Origin of the sequence: Streptomyces sp. NBC_00234 (genome assembly GCF_036195325.1) — a bacterium.
Taxonomy (GTDB): domain Bacteria; phylum Actinomycetota; class Actinomycetes; order Streptomycetales; family Streptomycetaceae; genus Streptomyces.
Genome location: NZ_CP108101.1, coordinates 188,393 through 204,096, shown reverse-complemented (window position 1 = coordinate 204,096; position 15,704 = coordinate 188,393). Strand labels below are relative to the sequence as shown.

At 71.5% G+C, this 15,704-nt stretch carries 10 protein-coding genes and 1 pseudogene; 6 read left to right on the top strand and 5 right to left on the bottom strand.

The genetic code is table 11. The features are described from left to right. The first annotated feature begins 435 nt into the window (after positions 1–435). From OG230_RS01030 to OG230_RS01020, 3 genes and pseudogenes are all read left to right on the top strand, one after another. The gene (locus tag OG230_RS01030; RefSeq protein ID WP_328908206.1) at positions 436–1,665 is read left to right on the top strand and encodes a PQQ-like beta-propeller repeat protein; all 1,230 of its coding nucleotides are present in this window, start codon (positions 436–438) and stop codon (positions 1,663–1,665) included. A 288-nt stretch (positions 1,666–1,953) separates the two neighbouring features. Then, entirely contained in the window at positions 1,954–2,856 is a 903-nt protein-coding gene (locus OG230_RS01025) for a GNAT family N-acetyltransferase (RefSeq protein ID WP_328908205.1), read from the top strand. Between the two features lie 111 nt (positions 2,857–2,967). Continuing rightward, positions 2,968–3,186 (top strand): annotated as a pseudogene (locus OG230_RS01020) (PaaI family thioesterase); the annotation flags it as partial. A gap of 29 nt (positions 3,187–3,215) precedes the next feature. Here OG230_RS01020 and OG230_RS01015 read toward each other — a convergent pair. The 4 genes from OG230_RS01015 to OG230_RS01000 form a co-directional block, all read right to left on the bottom strand. Further along, on the bottom strand, positions 3,216–4,448 hold the full coding sequence (locus tag OG230_RS01015) for a PP2C family protein-serine/threonine phosphatase (RefSeq protein ID WP_328908204.1): 1,233 nt from the start codon (positions 4,446–4,448) through the stop codon (positions 3,216–3,218). 188 nt (positions 4,449–4,636) lie between these two features. After that, the gene (locus tag OG230_RS01010) at positions 4,637–5,533 is read right to left on the bottom strand and encodes an RNA polymerase sigma-70 factor (protein WP_328908203.1); all 897 of its coding nucleotides are present in this window, start codon (positions 5,531–5,533) and stop codon (positions 4,637–4,639) included. A 212-nt stretch (positions 5,534–5,745) separates the two neighbouring features. Further along, complete coding sequence (locus tag OG230_RS01005) at positions 5,746–6,945, bottom strand: NAD(P)/FAD-dependent oxidoreductase (RefSeq protein WP_328908202.1); 1,200 nt, start codon at positions 6,943–6,945, stop codon at positions 5,746–5,748. An 86-nt stretch (positions 6,946–7,031) separates the two neighbouring features. Further along, the gene (locus OG230_RS01000) at positions 7,032–7,913 is read right to left on the bottom strand and encodes an alpha/beta hydrolase family protein (protein ID WP_328908201.1); all 882 of its coding nucleotides are present in this window, start codon (positions 7,911–7,913) and stop codon (positions 7,032–7,034) included. Positions 7,914–8,044: 131 nt separating this feature from the next. On the opposite strand from OG230_RS01000, the gene OG230_RS00995 reads away from it, so the two are divergent. After that, a complete protein-coding gene (locus tag OG230_RS00995) occupies positions 8,045–8,716 on the top strand; it encodes a TetR/AcrR family transcriptional regulator (RefSeq protein WP_328908200.1) in 672 nt (223 codons plus the stop codon). 50 nt (positions 8,717–8,766) lie between these two features. Next, a complete protein-coding gene (locus OG230_RS00990; protein WP_328911641.1) occupies positions 8,767–10,152 on the top strand; it encodes an MFS transporter in 1,386 nt (461 codons plus the stop codon). 94 nt (positions 10,153–10,246) lie between these two features. On the opposite strand, the gene OG230_RS00985 is transcribed toward OG230_RS00990, so the two are convergent. Further along, positions 10,247–11,206: a helix-turn-helix domain-containing protein gene (locus tag OG230_RS00985; protein WP_328908199.1), complete on the bottom strand. Its 960-nt coding sequence runs from the start codon at positions 11,204–11,206 to the stop codon at positions 10,247–10,249. A gap of 91 nt (positions 11,207–11,297) precedes the next feature. On the opposite strand from OG230_RS00985, the gene OG230_RS00980 reads away from it, so the two are divergent. Then, positions 11,298–15,611 (top strand): S8 family serine peptidase, encoded by a 4,314-nt coding sequence (locus tag OG230_RS00980; RefSeq protein ID WP_328908198.1) that lies wholly within the window; start codon positions 11,298–11,300, stop codon positions 15,609–15,611. Positions 15,612–15,704: the final 93 nt, after the last annotated feature.

Here is a 15,704-nt window from a genome sequence, read left to right as displayed (position 1 = left end):
TGTTACCGGTAACTTTTACGGCGTCAAGAAGCGTGAACGCAGGGACGGGGGAGGGTGCGTTGCTTTGCGCCCTTCTTCGGCGAGAGGGTCCGCGATCGAGAGAATGTCCTCAAACAGCCATGCGGGTACGAGACCTGACGTGACGTCGATGGGGCGCCCGGAAGGGTGCCGTGCAGGGATGCGTATCGCGACGCCGGCCCCCTGGACGGCACGACGGACAAGGTCACGGCGCCCGCGGAGCCGCTCTGTCCAGCGGCCGTCGGATCTCCGTGACATGCGGTCGCGTGCGGTGCTGTCACGCGATGACGAGAGCTTCACAGCCCTGTCCCGATCATGTACCGGCGCGCGTTCGGCCGAAAGTCGACGGCTAGCCTGTCGGCGCACAAGACGTCCGGTGAACGGCGTCGCGGTGGGACGAAAGCGGGGGAGCGGGCCATGGGGACACGCGAGGGTGGATCGGTATCGCGCAGGCGGATACTCGAACTGGCCGGGGCAGGGCTCGGGCTCGCCGTCATAGGGGCAGGTCTAGTGGGGTGCGGTCCCGAGGACCCTGCTGAGAAGCCGGCGGGCGGCGCGAAGCCGGGCGGGGGCGGGAAGGGCGACGACTTCACCACGCCGCCGGCGGGCTCCGCGCCCGAGCCGCTCTGGCGGGCGGACGCCGCGAACGACAATCTGGCCGGAATTCAGGCCCTCGCCCGTGTCGGGGACGTGGTCCTCGTGTCGGGTGACCCCCTGGTGGGACGGGATGTCGTCAGCGGCAAGGAGAAGTGGTCGCGGGCCGGCATCACGACCCCCGGAGCCCGGCTCATCGTCGGAGGCGGAACGCTCTACCTCTCCAGCGCCGAGTACGACGGTGACATCGTGGGTCTCGATCCGGCCACCGGCAAGGAGACCTGGCGCAGCCGCCTGGGCAAGGCGTACCGGCAGCCGCGCCCGATTGCGGCCGACGACCGCCATGTCTACGTGCTCGCGGGCATCCTGGAAAAGGACTTCTCGGCGCCGACGAACGTGATCGCCGCCATCGACACGACCACCGGCAAGGTGGCCTGGAGCGAGAAGCGCGACGCGGGCACCGAGGAGTACGGCATCACCGCCTCGGTCGTCGGCAAGCGCCTCGTGTACACGGACTACCGCGAGAACCTGACCGTCCGTGACACGACGACGGGCCGACAGGTGTGGACGAAGAAGATGGGGAAGTCCAACTACCGCCGCTTCGCCGTCCACGAGGACCTGGTGATCGTGGCGGACGGGCAGCGGCTGCGGGCGTTCGATCTGGCGACGGGCAAGGAGCCCTGGTCCCTCGCGACGGAGGAGTTCAGCCAGTTCAAGGACCCGCAGGTGTGCGACGGAGTGCTCTACGCGTCCGACAGTGTGCGCGGCCTGTGGGCGGTGAACCCCGGCACGGGCAAGCAGATCTGGCACAACGAGGACCTGCTGGAAACGGCCACGCAGGCATGGCAGTTCGCCAAGGTGGGCGGCACTCTGTACGGCGCGACCGAGTTCGACAAGGAGGGCGGCGTGCACGCCTTCGACGCCGCGACCGGGAAGCTGCGCTGGACGTACAACGACAACACCGGGGACATCCAGCAGTGGTACGTCGTGGAGGCGGGCAAGCGGCTCGCGGTGATGCACGGGAAGCGGCTGTACGCATTGCCTGCGGTCTGACCCGGCGCGGGGGCGGGCGCGGTACGCCGGCCTCGGGGCACATCGGTACAGCGGTCGACGCGGTTCCGATGCACCGCAGGACCAGTTCGGCGGGTCGAGGTGTGGTGCGTGCGGCAGGCCAATTGCTGTTGTCGGTCATTCGATCACGTTGTTACGCTCCGCTCGCGTCCTCGACCGCAAAAAGGAGGTGGGAACCGTGAGCCGACTGACTCTCATGTGCTCCCACCCCGTTCCGAGGACGCCGAGGATCTGAAGGGGAGCGCGTCGCTCCCCGGAAGGACCCCTCACATGACCGATCTGGTCATCCGCCCCCTTGCCGCAGGCGAGGAAGCACTGTTCGAATCCCTGCCCGATCCTGGCCTGGTCGGCTTCGCCGCCTTCGGCGACACCTACTGCGGGATGGCCGCCGCCGGTGAATACCGCCCCGAGTGGACCTGGGTGGCCCTGCGCGACGGCGCCGTGGTGGCGCGGGCAGCTTGGTGGGCCGGGCCGAAGGACGACAAGCCGGTCGCTCTGGACTGGTTCGACTTCACGGACGCCGGTGCGGCCGCACAACTGCTCCGCGCCTCGCCGCTGCGGGCCGAGTACTCGCTCAAGCTGCCGCCCGGCTGGCGCGACGTCCCGACGGTCCGGGAACAGGCCCAGGCCCGGATCGACGCGGCCGTCGCCGCAGGCATGTCTCCTCTGGTCGAGCGGTTCCGCTACCGCTGGACGCCGGACTGCGGCGTGCCCGCGCGACCGGGCCGCCTCGAATTCCGTCCCGAGCCCGACGACGCGGCGATCCTCGACGTCTTCCGTCGTATCCACCAGGGCAGTCTCGACGCCCACGTGCGCCGAACCGTCGCCGCGTCCGGGCTGGATGTGGCCGCCCAGGAAGAACTGGACTATCTGCGCTGGTTGCCCAGCCCGCGCGAGTGGTGGCGCCTTGCCTACAACCCTGCCGGGGAACTCGTCGGCCTGAGCGTCCCCGCCCGCAACTACGGAGACCCTCTCATCGGCTACATCGGCGTCGTGCCCGAGCAGCGTGGCCACGGGTACGCCTATGACCTGCTCGTCGAGGCCACGCACAAGCTCGCTGACGAGGGCGTGGACCGCATCGTGGCCGGGACCGACCAGACCAACGTTCCGATGGCCGCCCACTTCGCGAGGGTCGGCTACCCCATCGCCCAGGAACGCATCGATCTGATCTGACCCGGACACAGGAGGCGTTGGGGGGCTCGGGGTGTGACAACCCGAGCCCCGCAGCTCGCTCCAGCCCGGACGCAACAAGAACAGGCCGCCCCCGACGTGCGGAAGCGCATCATGGAGAGCTTCGACCGCCAGGGGCTGATGAGCCACCTCGGTGCGCGCATAGCCCGCATCGCGCCCGGCCGCGTGCACATCGTGCTCCCGGCCCGCCCCGAGGTGACCCAGCAGCACGGCTACGTCCATGCGGGCGCCACCAGTGCCATCGCCGACAGCGCCGGTGGCTACGCGGCGTACACGCTCTCGAGCTGGTGGCAGAGGCCGTTCCCCGACGACCTGACCAGGTTCCTTCGCCTCCCCGGTCGTCACAGACGCAGCACGACCAGTGCGGTGTCGTCGGTGATACCCGCAGGCGCCATGAGGTCTTCCAGGAGAGCGTCGGCTAGGGCGTCGGGGGTGGCGGCGCGGTGGCGGGCGAGGGAGACGGCGAGACGCTCCAGGCCGGTGTCGATGTCCTCGTGGCGGCGTTCGATGAGTCCGTCGGTATAGAGGACGAGGACGGAGCCCTCGGCGTAGGCGGCCCGCGCCTGGGGACGGGCGACGTGTTCGGGGCGGGCGCCGAGCGGGGGATCGGTGGCCCCGTCGAGGAAGGTGACGGCGCCGTCCGGGGCCACCAGCGCGGGCGGGGGATGGCCGGCGCTGCTGTACGTGAGGGTGCGCCTGCTCCAGTCGATGAAGACCGACACCGCAGTGGTCGATTCCGCCCCTTCGACGGACCGCGCGTACAGGCCGAGGACTTCCAGGGCCTGAGCGGGCCCCTCGGCTACCCGGGATGCCGCGGACAGTGCGCTGCGCAGCTGGCCCATGACTCCGGCCGCGCGCAGTCCGTGGCCGACGACGTCCCCCACGGCGACTGTGGTGCGATCCGCCCCGGGCAGGTCGACGAGGTCGTACCAGTCGCCGCACACGTTCAGAGCCCCCGTGGCGGGCTGATAGCGCACGGCCGCACGATGGTGACCGAGGGGCCGGGGCAGCGGCAGCATCGCACGCTGGAGATGGAGGGCCACCTCGCGTTCGCGGGCATGGGCCTTCCGCAGGCGTTCGTTGACCTTCTGCAGTTCCCGGGCGCGCGTGTAGAGCTCGGCTTCGAGGGCCTGGGGGCGGTCGTTGTCGCCCCGGGCGTCGCGGGCCCGGACGAGTTCGGTGACCTCTTCGACCCGGTGCAGGAGCAGCACCATGGTCCCGTCCGCGGCGAAGACGGGTGCGTTGACCGGACTCCAGTACCGCTTCTGCCACACCCCGGGCCGGTGGGAGTCCTCCACGTCGTAGCGCTGCAGCGCCATGGTGTCGCGCTCCCCGGTGGTCGCGACGCGCTGCAGCGACGCGCGGAGGTTGCGCACCCCGGTCGCCTCGGGGTCGTTGGGGTTGTCGGGGAAGACGTCGAACAGATAGCGGCCGACAACCTGCTCGCGGGTGCGCCCGGCCATCGACAGGAACGCCTCGTTGACGTCCGCGTACACCAGGTCGGGGGTCAGCAGGGCGACCGCGGCCGGCAGGGCCTGGAAGACGGCCTCGTAGTCGATGACCGGTCCGTTCACGATCCACCTGCCCGCGCGCCGTCATTCCGATCGTGGGTGTTTTCATGATGCCACGACAGCCGCTCCCCGGCCGGGGCCGCCGGAACGCGTTCGTGCGCCCCGGAGCCGGTTCCCGGGGGCGACACCGGCCGCGGCGTGCCGCACCGGCCTCGTGTCCGATTTCCCGGTGACCGTTCCGCCACCGGTGTTCACCGCAGGGTGAGCGGCGTCTCGGATGCGACCCGGTTGAGCTTTTCGGGGTTACGGACGTAGTAGAGGCCGGTGATGCGGGCGTCCTCGACACGGGCCGCCATGATGCCGTCGATCTCGCCGTCCAGGTGTACGAGGAGGGCAGGGCTGCCGTTGACCACGGTGGGTACGACGGTGATCGGGCGTTCGTTCCTGCCGAGCCCACCGATCATGAAGCGGGCCACCTTGTCGGCGCCGGCGATCGGCCGCAGCGCGGCCTGCTTGATGCCGCCGCCGTCGCTCATCAGAACGACGTCCGTGGCGAGCACGTCGAGGAGTTCTTGCAGGTCACCGGTTTCCAGCGCGCGCTGGAACGACTCCAGAGCCGCCCGGGTCTCGCGCGGGGAAACCGCCTGGCGAGGGCGCCGGGCATCGACGTGGAGGCGGGCGCGGTGGGCGATCTGGCGGACGGCCGCGGGACTCTTGTCGACGGCCGCGGCGATCTCGTCGTAGCCGACCTCGAACACTTCGCGCAGCACGAAGACGGCGCGCTCGGTCGGCGACAGCGTTTCGAGGACGAGCATGAGAGCCATCGACACGCTCTCCGCGAGCTCGACGTCCTGGGCCACGTCGGGCGCGGTGAGCAGCGGCTCCGGCAGCCAAGGGCCTATGTACGCCTCCTTGCGGCGCTGCATCGTGCGCAGCCGGTTGAGCGACTGCCGGGTCGTGATCCGGACCAGGTAGGCGCGGTGGTCGTGCACCTCGTCCACGTCGACCTTGGCCCACCGCAACCAGGTTTCCTGAAGGACGTCCTCGGCGTCGGCAGCCGATCCGAGCATCTCGTACGCGACGGTGAAGAGCAGGTTGCGATGGGCGACGAAAGCCTCGGTCGCCAGGTCGGTGGCGTGGTCGCTCATGTCTGGGGGGTCCTTCCTTCGTGACCTGCCCCGGTTGCCGAGGGCCTTGAGCGTGCGTCCACAGCAACGTCGGTTCTGTCCGGCGGTAGCCGTTCGATTCTCACCGACCTGCGGGCGCGCCAGGGAGCGGGACACCACCCGGCGCACGGCTGTTGCACGCCGAGCGGTGGTCCACGCTCCGTCGACGGTCGATCCGACCGGCCGCGCAGGCCCTAGGCCGCCTGCTCGGCGGCGGCCGGTGCCCCGTCGCGCTTGGCCCGCAGGAGCTGCTGGCGCTTGGCGTCCTTGACCCACCAGCTGCGCGCACCGGGGTGACGTGCCTCGTACCGCAGCTGCCACACGATGCTCTTGCAGATGAACTCCTTGACCTTCGCTCCCGGACGGCCACCGAGGTAGAACCTGTTGGCGGTGTCGTCCCTCCGGGCGAGCTGCAGGATGCCACGGCGACGCCCCAGGCTGATGCACTGGCTGACGAAGCCCACCTCGACGGGTGAGGGGTGCTCGCCCGCGATCCGGCTGAGCACGGTCTCGGCCGCCTGCGGGCCCAGCTGGACCGCGGCCTGGCAGCTCATCCGGAACGGCAGGTCCGACGGGGCCGCCGAATCCCCGGCCGCGACGATGCGCGCGTCGTCCACGCTCGTCAGCGTCTCGTCCGTGAGCAGGCGGCCCAGGGCGTCGGTGCTCAGCCCGCTGCGGCCGGCCAGGTCCGGCACACCGAACCCGGCGGTCCAGATGGTCACCGTGCTCGGCAGCTCGCGGCCGTCGCGGAGGCGCACGGCATCGGGCGTCACGGCCGTCACCCTCGCGTCGGGCCCTTCGAGCACGGTCACCCCCAGCCCGGCCAGCTGCCCGGCAACCGAGCGCCGACCCCGGGCGTGCAGGTACGGGCCCAGTACCTCACCGCAGACAAGGGTCACCGTGCGGCCCGTCTCCGCCAGCTCGGCGGCCGTCTCGATGCCGGTCGGGCCGGCCCCGACCACCGTCACCGCCGCCGTGGCGGGTGCGGCTTCGACGACCGGCCGCAGCCGCTCTGCCTCCTCCAGGCCGGCGATCGGGTAGGCGAACTCGGCCGCTCCGGGCACGCGCGGGTCGGCGCTGCCGCTGCCCACCGCGTAGATCAGGTAGTCGTAGCCGACCGTGTTCCCGGCCGCCGTCGTCACCCTGCGTCCGGCCGCGTCGATCCGTGTCACGGTGTCGACCACCAGCCGGACGCTCCCGGCCAGGACCTTCGCGTAGTCGACAACCGCGTCGTGGGACCCGCCCACCAGCTGGTGCAGCCGGATCCGCTCGACGAAGTTCGGGCGCGGGTTGATCAGCGTCACGGTCACGTCGTCGCGCTGCGTCAGTCGATTGGCCGCCATGACGCCGGCGTATCCGCCGCCGATCACGACCACATCGGTGTTCTCGGTCATGGTGTCTCCTTCGCTTCAAGGGCTTCACGCACAAGACACCGGCGGCACCGTTCGTTGTGACACCTGAGGGCGTTTCGTGGTCCAGATCACTTCGGGAGGCGGGCAGGATCTGTCGTACGCAGCCACTCCACGACCTCGCGTACGACTTCATGCGGCCGGGCCGCCCACCGGAAGTGGTCGGTCCGTGAGAGGCCGAGGCTATGCGCCGGAATCCTCCGCTCGGTCACATGGGCCGAGCGGAGTTTCGCGGCGAGGTGCGACGCACAGGCGCCGGGGACGTACCAGTCCCCCGGAAAGGTGATGAAGAGTGCCGGCACGGTGGACCCTGCCAGGGCGGCCTCGTAGTCGATGGTGCTGTGGGAGACGCGGTAGCGACCGGTCAGCCCCTCGTGACCCCAGTCGCGCACCAGCCGCCTCGCCTCCCGCCCCGCGAAGGGGAACCATCCCGGCAGATATCCCCACAGCAGGGTCGTCACGAGGATCAGCTGCAGGCCGAGGAGCCGGCCTGCCCCGCCGATGCCCGGCACCCTGCGGAACCAGGACGAGCCACTTGCCACGAGCACCGTGTGGCTCACCCGGTCCGACACCGCGCCGAAGAGGAGCCCGAGCTGGCCGCCCAGGCTGTGCCCGACGAGGGCGATCCGGTCGGCGCCGAACTCCTTGCAGACCGAGTCGACGACGGCAGGGAGTTCGGTCTCCAGGAGCTCGGCGTAGCCGAAGGAAACCCGGCGGGAGGCCCGGACCGAACTGCGCCCGGTTCCGCGATGGTCGGCGAGCACCACATGGCATCCGTGCTCGGTGAGCGTGCGGGCGAGCGTGCGGTAGTAGTCGCCGCGAACGCCCATGGCGGGGAGGCAGAGAACGACCCCGGCATCGGGCGACGCCGTCCGGTGTACCTGGAGGTCGGTCGTGCTGCCGTCCGGGAAGGTGACGCGGATGAGATCCGGCGTGGGGTCGGTGTCCGTCACGGTGTCTGCTCCCTGGTCCGGTCGGTCACGGTGCCGTGTCGCGGGGTGCCGATCGCGCGTCGCGGGTCACCGCCCGCCTGCCCGTGAACCCGGCCTGGACAGTGTCTACAGCAGGCTGGTAGACACTGTCTATGGAACGTGAGAACTCTCTTCGGGAACGGCTGATCGACGTCGGGGTGGACCTCGTCATGACCGAGGGAGCCGCTTCGCTGGGGCTGCGCGAGATCGCACGCCGTGCCGGGGTGTCCCACGGGGCTCCGCGCCGGTACTTCCCCACGCACCACTCCCTGCTCTCCGCGATCGCCCGTCGGGGCTTCGCGGACCTCGGAGCCCGATTCGACGCCGCGACGGGCGGGGCGGCATCGCCGCGGTGCCAACTGCAGGCGCTCGCGCGGACCTACCTCCGGTACGCGCTGGAGCACCGCGGCATGTTCGAGCTGATGTTCCGCCACGATCTGCTCGACAGCGAGACGCACGCAGCGGACACCCCGCGACTGCGCGACTCGACTCTCCCGCTGTTCGCGCACATCGTCGAACTCGTCACCCGTGACCGTGCGGAGAGCGCGGAGGCCGGGTCCGGCACACCGCACGGACCCGCACGGCAGCCGGCCGTGACGGCGGTGGCGCTCTGGACCAACCTGCACGGCATCGCCCAGCTGTGGGGGTGGGGAAGTCTGCAACTCGTGCTGGACACCTCCTCGCCGGACGCCGCGCCCGGCGAAGGCCCGCTCGGCCCGTCCGGCCAACTCGACCGGCTCGTCGTGGCGGTGCTGGACGCTCACCTCTGCCCGGTGACCCCGTGACGACGACCTTACGACCGCGCACCGCGCTCCTGGCCGGCGTGGCCGGCGCGATGATCGTCGCGCTGGACGGCACGGTGCTGCTCGTGGCGCAGCCTGATCTGCAGCGGGACCTCCGCGCGAACGTGACGCAGGTTCAGTGGACCAGTACCGGCTATCTGCTGGCGGTGGCGGCGTTCCTGGTCATCGCCGGGCGCCTGGGTGACAGGTACGGACACCAGCGGCTGCTGTTCGTCGGCGTGCTCGGCTTCGGTGCGGCCTCGGCGGGAATCGCCTTCGCGCCCGGGATCGGCTGGGTGATCGGCCTGCGTATCGCCCAGGGTGTGTTCGGCGCGCTCCTCCAGCCGGCGACGCTCGCCCTCCTGCGCCTGGTGTACCCCGCCGACCGGCTCGCCGGGGCGGTCGCCATCCGTACCAGCGCGATCGGCGTGGCCGCGGGGGCCGGTCCCGTGCTCGGGGGCGTCCTCGTCGCACATCTGGGCTGGCGTGCCGTGTTCCTGGTCAACATCCCGGTCGCGCTCGCCATTGCCGCGCTCACGCTGGCGGTCCGGGCGCCGACGCCGCCGCGCACCGGAGCGCCGCAGTTCGGCCTCGCCACCGCGGCCCTTTTCGCGACTACGCTGGCCGTCCTGGTCCACACACTTGCCGGTGTACCGGAACACGGATGGACGGCTGCGCGGACGGTGCTCGGGTTCGTCCTCGTCGCGGGCCTCGCGGCCGGGCTCGTCAGGCACGAACGTCGTACGGCGCAGCCGCTCGTACCGCCCGCTGTGGCACGTTCGGTACCGGTGGCGGCATCGATGGCCATCCTGCTGGTCACCTCCGGCGGGATGTTCGGTGCGCTGTTCGTGACCACGTTCTTCCTGCAGGACGGTCTCGGGCTCAGCCCGCTCGCCTGCGGCCTGCGCGTTCTCCCGATGACCGCGCTGATGGTCGTCGGTGCGCCTGTCGCCGCTGCCGTGCTCCGGCGGTACGGCCCCCGTCGCACCGCGACCGCGGGCCAACTCCTCGTCGTCCTCGCCGTCGTGGGCCTGTCCCGGCTCGGTCCGGCTGACCCCTGGCCGGTGTCCGGCGTAGCCTTCGCCGCACTCGGCGCGGGGTTCACCGCCGTGATGGTCACGGCCACCGGGACCGTCGTCGGCGACGCGCCACCCGGCTACGCGGGAGTCGTCGGCGGGCTCAAACAGACCGCCATGAACGTCGGCCCGACACTCGGGATCGCCGTCGCCGCCGGCATGATGGCGCTGAGACCGCCCACCGGAGCACCCCCGGGCGCGGGTGTGGACCTGGCCATGTCCGGCCCGGCCATGGGCCCCGCCCTCCTGGTCCTGGCCGCCCTTGCCGCGCTCGGTCTGGTCCCCGCCCTGCTGCTGCCGTCTCGGCCGGCGCGCGACGTCCGGCGCACAGCGACCGCACCGGCCGACACCCGCTCCCGATGACCGGGTTCCCTCCGGCCGGTGGGGCCGGTGGGGCCGGTGGGGCCGGTGCGGCCCCTGCGGCCGGTTCCCGGACCGCTCCGGCGGCACCCTTGTGTCACAGCCAGCCCCTGCGCGCCGCGATGACTCCGGCCTGGAAGCGGTTGGTGGCGCCCAGCAGCTCGTGCAGCCGGCTCATCCGGCGGCGCATCGTCCGTACCGACCAGCCCATCTGACGGGCTATCGCCTCGTCCTTGAGGCCGCTGACCAGGAGGGACAGCACCAGTCGGTCCTCCTCGCCCGGTGCGTCGTCCATGGCGCCCGTCGCATCGCCGAACAGGGGTGCGGCCTGCCGCCAGCACAGCCGCCAGTAGTCGACCAGAGCGTCCAGCAGCGCGGAGGGCCGGATGACCGCCGCCCGTACGTCCGTCATGTCGAGCGAGAGCGGCATCAGTGCCAGATCGTCGTCGGCGATGGCCAGTTTCACCCGCAGCCCGGGCAGGACCCGTGCCTCCTCACCATGGCCGACCAGCCGTTTGATGTCGTCCAGGACACCGGCCCACTCCAGGGCCTCGGGTGCGTAGACGGCGCGGTAGACGACGCCCTGACGCATCGCGGTCTCCTCCACCGGGTTGGCCGTGGTGAGGGCGTACGGCGGGCGGTCCAGGGTCCGTACCTGCTCGCGCGCCTCCTGCTGGAGCCGCACGAACCAGCGGCCGAGCGCCTCGATGCCGGTGATGATCTCGACCTCCTCGGCACCGCCGCGCTGGGCCGCCTCGAAGACCTGGAACAGCTCGACCGCCGCGGTCCTCACCCGGCCCAGTTCCAGGGTGCGGGCGTGGACGAGTGCCTGCACCGCGTGCTGCGGGTCGATCGCGGCGTAACGGCGCCGCGTCCCGGACAACCGTCCCACGAGCCCCCGGTCGTGGAGGCGCGCGAGGGCCCTGCCCACTCGCTCGGTCGACGCGTCCAGCCCGTCGGCCAGCTCCGACGGCACCGCGGCCTGTCGTACCAACAGAGCCCGGTACACACTTTCGTCGAAGGCATCGATACCGACCGCGGCCAGTTCTTGGTTCATGGACGGGATGGTGGCCCAACTGTGCCAGCGGCAGCAATGGGCCGCCGGGAATCGTTGTCCGACCCTCACCTGTCGACGTAAGACCTCATCCATGGGAAATGCTTATCGAAGATCCGTACACGTCGGCCTGACCGCCGCGGTGCTCGGAGGACTGCTCACAGCCGTACCCGGTGCGGCAGCGGACGAAGCCGCTGCTCCGGCACCCGGCACGCAGCGCGTCATCGTCGAACTCGACGGGGCCGCAGCGCTCGAAGCGCCCCGGGGCGCGGCCCGTGACGCCGCACCGGCCGAGGTGAAGGCCGAGCGCGCGAAGATCGCCGGCCGGCAGAAGGACTTCCTCGCCGAAGCAGGCGAGAAGGGCGTCGAGCCCAAGGAGGTCCGCACCTTGGGGCTGCTCCTCAACGCGGTGGCGATGGATGTCACGGCCGACGAGGCGGCCGAGCTCGCGAAGCTTCCCGGCGTGAAGGCCGTCCACCCGGACACCCGGATGAAGGTCATGACCGCCGATGCGAACGAGCTCGTCGGAAACACGGGGATGTGGGAGCGCGAGGACGCGGCCGGCCGGAAGGTGACCGGCAAGGGCGTCACCGTCGCCGTCATCGACTCCGGCGTCGACTACACCCACCCCGATCTCGGCGGCGGCTTCGGGAAGGGGCACAAGGTCGTCGGCGGCCACGACTTCGTCGACGGCGACGCCGATCCGATGCCCGGCGGGCAGCAGGGCGACGAGCACGGCACCCATGTGGCCGGCATCGTGGCGGGCAGGGCCGCGAGCGAGGGCGGAGTCACCGGCGCGGCGCCGGACGCCTCGATACTCGCCTACCGCGTCATGAGCGGCGGCTACGGCGAGACCTCCGCCATCATCGCCGGTATGGAGGCGGCCATCGACCCCGCCAACCCGAACCGCGCCGACATCATCAACCTCAGCCTCGGCGGGCCCGGCGACGGCACCGACCCGCTGGGCCGGGCGGCCACCGAGGCCGTCGCGGCCGGTGCGGTGGTCGTCGCCGCAGCGGGGAACAGCGGCCCCGGTATGTACACCGTCGGCTCACCGGCCGCCGCCGAAGGCGTCCTCGCGGTCGGTGCCTCGACCAGCGGCATCCGGGTCCCCGAGGCGCGCGTGGAAGGTGCGGACGGCCGGCAGGGCGAGCTGCTGACGACCTACCGCGGCCTGCCCTCGGCCAACCCGCCGGAGCAGCCGGTCACCGGCGGCGTCGTCAACATCGGCTTCGGCGCTCCGGAGGACTGGGAGGCCGCGGGCGATGTCCGGGGCAGGACCGTTCTCTACGCGTGGCCGCCCGCGCTCTCCCCGGCCGACCTGTACGCCGAGGACCAGCGGGTCTACCTGGAGGCCGAACGGCGCGGTGCCGTCGCCCTGATCGGCGGGGTCGCCCCGCCCGACAGCGGAGGCATCGGGACCGGATCGTCCCAGCGGGGCAGTGACCCGGCCGCCGCGCTGATCGAGCCGGGCAGCACGTCCCTGGCCGCGAAGCCGGGCGAGGTCCTGGTCGGAGCGGACAGCGGCCCCGGCACACAGGGGTCCGGGGACGACTACCGCATGGACGAGCTCGTCGTCCTCGGCGTCGACCAGTTCCAGGGCCAGGACCTGGCCGCGCTGGCCGCCTCGGGCACGGACGCCCGACTCACCGTCAGCGGCCGGGACTCGTCCGACGAGATCGCCTCGTTCTCGTCCCGCGGCCCGAGCCCGACACTCGGCCTGAAGCCCGAGATCGTGGCCCCGGGCGTGGAGATACGTTCCACCGTCCCGACATCGATGTGGGAGCCCGGAGTCCAGCGGATGTCCGGCACGTCGATGGCATCCCCCCTCGTCGCCGGTTCCGCGGCGCTGCTGCGCCAGCTGCACCCGGAGAGGTCGCCCGCCGACCTCGTCGCCGGCCTCATCGGCAGCGCCGAACACCTCAAGGGGATCGAGGAGTACGCACAGGGCGCCGGCCGTCTCGACACGGCTGCCGCGGCCGACGTACGGCTCACCGCCTCGCCCGCGACGGTCGAGTTCCGCCTGCCCGACATGGACGGGCGCAGGATCGAGGAGTCCCGGACCGTCACCCTGCACAACAGCGGCGACGAACCGGTCACCGGTGAGGTCGAGGTGACGGGCGAGGCCACCGTCCGGCCCGCGCGGGTGGACATCCCGGCCGGCGGCAGCACCGAGGTCCAGGTCACGGTCTCCGAGGTGCGTCCGGAGGCCAGCAGGATCTACTCGGGCCGCGTCTCGGTCGGCGTCGAGGGCGGCCCGGACCTGACCGTGCCGTACCTCATGGCGGCCGTCCCGATGTCCGTCGAGGCCACACCCGACCCGACCGACGGCCCGGCCAGGGTCTACGTCTACGCCCCGGTCGTCTCCCTCACCGCGCCGCCGGTGGTCACCGTCGACCCGCCCCGCGGCAAGCCGTACACGATCACGACCCGGCCGACCGCCGACCCGTACTTCCACGTCGCCGACGTCGTCGGCAACAGCCCCGGCGTCTACCGGATGACGACCGGGGCCACCACCTCCGAAGGCGTCCGCACGTACGGCGAGGGCGCGTTCGAGGTGACCTCCGAGGACGCGCACGGCAAGAAGTGGCAGCCCATCGGCCCGAACAGCGCCGACGGCCGCCTCACCCTCTCCCCGTCCGAACCGGGCCAGGCGGTGCTGACCCAGTACGGCAAGCCGGGCACCTGGTTCACGTCCGACAGCGGCAGGAGCTGGAAGCAGCAGAACCGCACCCCGTTCATGGGCGCCGCGGTCAACGAGCCCTCCGTCGTCGTCGACGCGCGGAACCCCGAGCGCTGGTGGTCGGCGCTGGGCGCGTTCTCCTGGACCGTCAACCAGGGCGGCATCATGCGGACCGACGACAGCGGCAGGACCTGGCAGCGGCTGAGCGCCCCGGACCTCGTATACAGGAACCTGGTGGCCGACCGCGACACCCGGGTCCTGGTCGCCCAGACCGACGACGGCCAGGCCCTCGTCAGCCGGGACGGCGGAGAGACCTGGACGATCGAGACCTTCGGTCTGCCCGGCTCCGTCCAGAAGATCGCCTTCGGCGGCGACGATCTGTACGTCTGGTCGGGCCGCGACATCTGGGTGGTACGCGGCCTGTCCGGCGCCTCCCCGCCGCCCGCCGAGAAGATCTACTCGGTGCCCTCCGACCGATCGAGGATCATCTCGGGCTTCGACGCGGACGACCAGCTCGTCGCCGTCCAGGTGCTGGGCAAGGGCGGCGGCCTCGTCGTCAGCGCGGACGGCGGACGTCAGTGGACCGCCCCGTACCGCGACGGCCGCGGCCTGGTGACGGTCGCTCAGGGCGACGTCTACTACGACATCGTGAGCGGCAACGGCGACGGTGAGATCAGCCGGGACGGAGGAAGGACCTGGACCGCGGTCGAGCAGCCGAGCTCCAGCGCGGTGGTGTACGACTACGACCGCTGGGCCGACGGCACCTACACGGTGGGTGCCTCGTCCTCCGGTATCTACCGCTCCGGTGACTCCGGTTCACGCCGCATCGGCGTGCAGGGCGCAAGCATCCCGGCCCTCGCCGTGTCCGGCGGAGCACTGCTGGCAGGCACCTCGACCGGCATGTACCGCACCGGGCTCACCACGCAGAGCTCCGAATGGGGCGCGGGGGAGTACGAGGGCACCCAGGGCACCCGGGTCTCCTTCGTCCAGCCCTACGCCAAGAATCCGACCGTCCTCTGGCGCACCTTCGAGACCCTGATGGGCCTCCTCGCGCAGAAGAGCACGGATGGCGGCAGGACCTGGCAGGAGAAGGGCCTCCTGTCCGGCGGGGCGACCTCGCTCATGGTCGACCCCAGGAATCCGGACCGCGTGGCCATCGGATTCCAGCGCCCCGACGCGGTCGGTGTCTACACCACCACCGACGGCGGCGCCCACTGGAAGAGCCAACGCAACCACCGGGACGTCTACGCGGCCATCGCGGCGGACCCGGACGACCCGTCCCGCATCTGGCTCGGCGGCTACGGCGGCCTGTACTACTCGGACGACTTCGGAGCCACCGTCACCCGCAGCGCCGAAGGCGACGTCACGGCCATCGAGTTCGACGGCTCCCGCATGATCGTCGGCGGCCGGTCCCTGCGCTACAGCACGGACGGCGGACGGACGCTCCGCGAGGCCGACGAGGGCGGACTGCGCCTCCAGGTCTCGGACATCGTCAAGGCCGACGACGCCTGGTACGCGGGCACGACGAGCCGCTGGTATCCGGGCGAAGTCCCGTACGGCCCACGCGGTGTGCTGCGCTCCACCGACGGAGGCAGGACCTGGCGGAGCATCTCCCAGGGCCTGCAGAACACGGACGTCCTCTCCCTGGCAACGGACGGCCGCGGCGAGACCCTGTTCGTGGGCACCAACCTGGGAGGTGTCCACCGCCTGAAGCTGGACGACTGACCTGGACGCCGCCGGACGGGCTCGCCTTCCGAGCCCGTCCGGCGGCGTGAGAGGTGGCGACGTACCAGGTGTCACCGGCCACGTGGTCGCAGG

Coding starts and splice junctions, on each gene's coding strand:
- OG230_RS01005 (WP_328908202.1), bottom strand. CDS start 6,945: ATGACCGAGAACACCGATGTGGTCGTGATCGGCGGCGGATACGCCGGC.
- OG230_RS00985 (WP_328908199.1), bottom strand. CDS start 11,206: ATGAACCAAGAACTGGCCGCGGTCGGTATCGATGCCTTCGACGAAAGT.
- OG230_RS00995 (WP_328908200.1), top strand. CDS start 8,045: ATGGAACGTGAGAACTCTCTTCGGGAACGGCTGATCGACGTCGGGGTG.
- OG230_RS00980 (WP_328908198.1), top strand. CDS start 11,298: ATGGGAAATGCTTATCGAAGATCCGTACACGTCGGCCTGACCGCCGCG.
- OG230_RS01010 (WP_328908203.1), bottom strand. CDS start 5,533: ATGAGCGACCACGCCACCGACCTGGCGACCGAGGCTTTCGTCGCCCAT.
- OG230_RS01025 (WP_328908205.1), top strand. CDS start 1,954: ATGACCGATCTGGTCATCCGCCCCCTTGCCGCAGGCGAGGAAGCACTG.
- OG230_RS00990 (WP_328911641.1), top strand. CDS start 8,767: ATGATCGTCGCGCTGGACGGCACGGTGCTGCTCGTGGCGCAGCCTGAT.
- OG230_RS01030 (WP_328908206.1), top strand. CDS start 436: ATGGGGACACGCGAGGGTGGATCGGTATCGCGCAGGCGGATACTCGAA.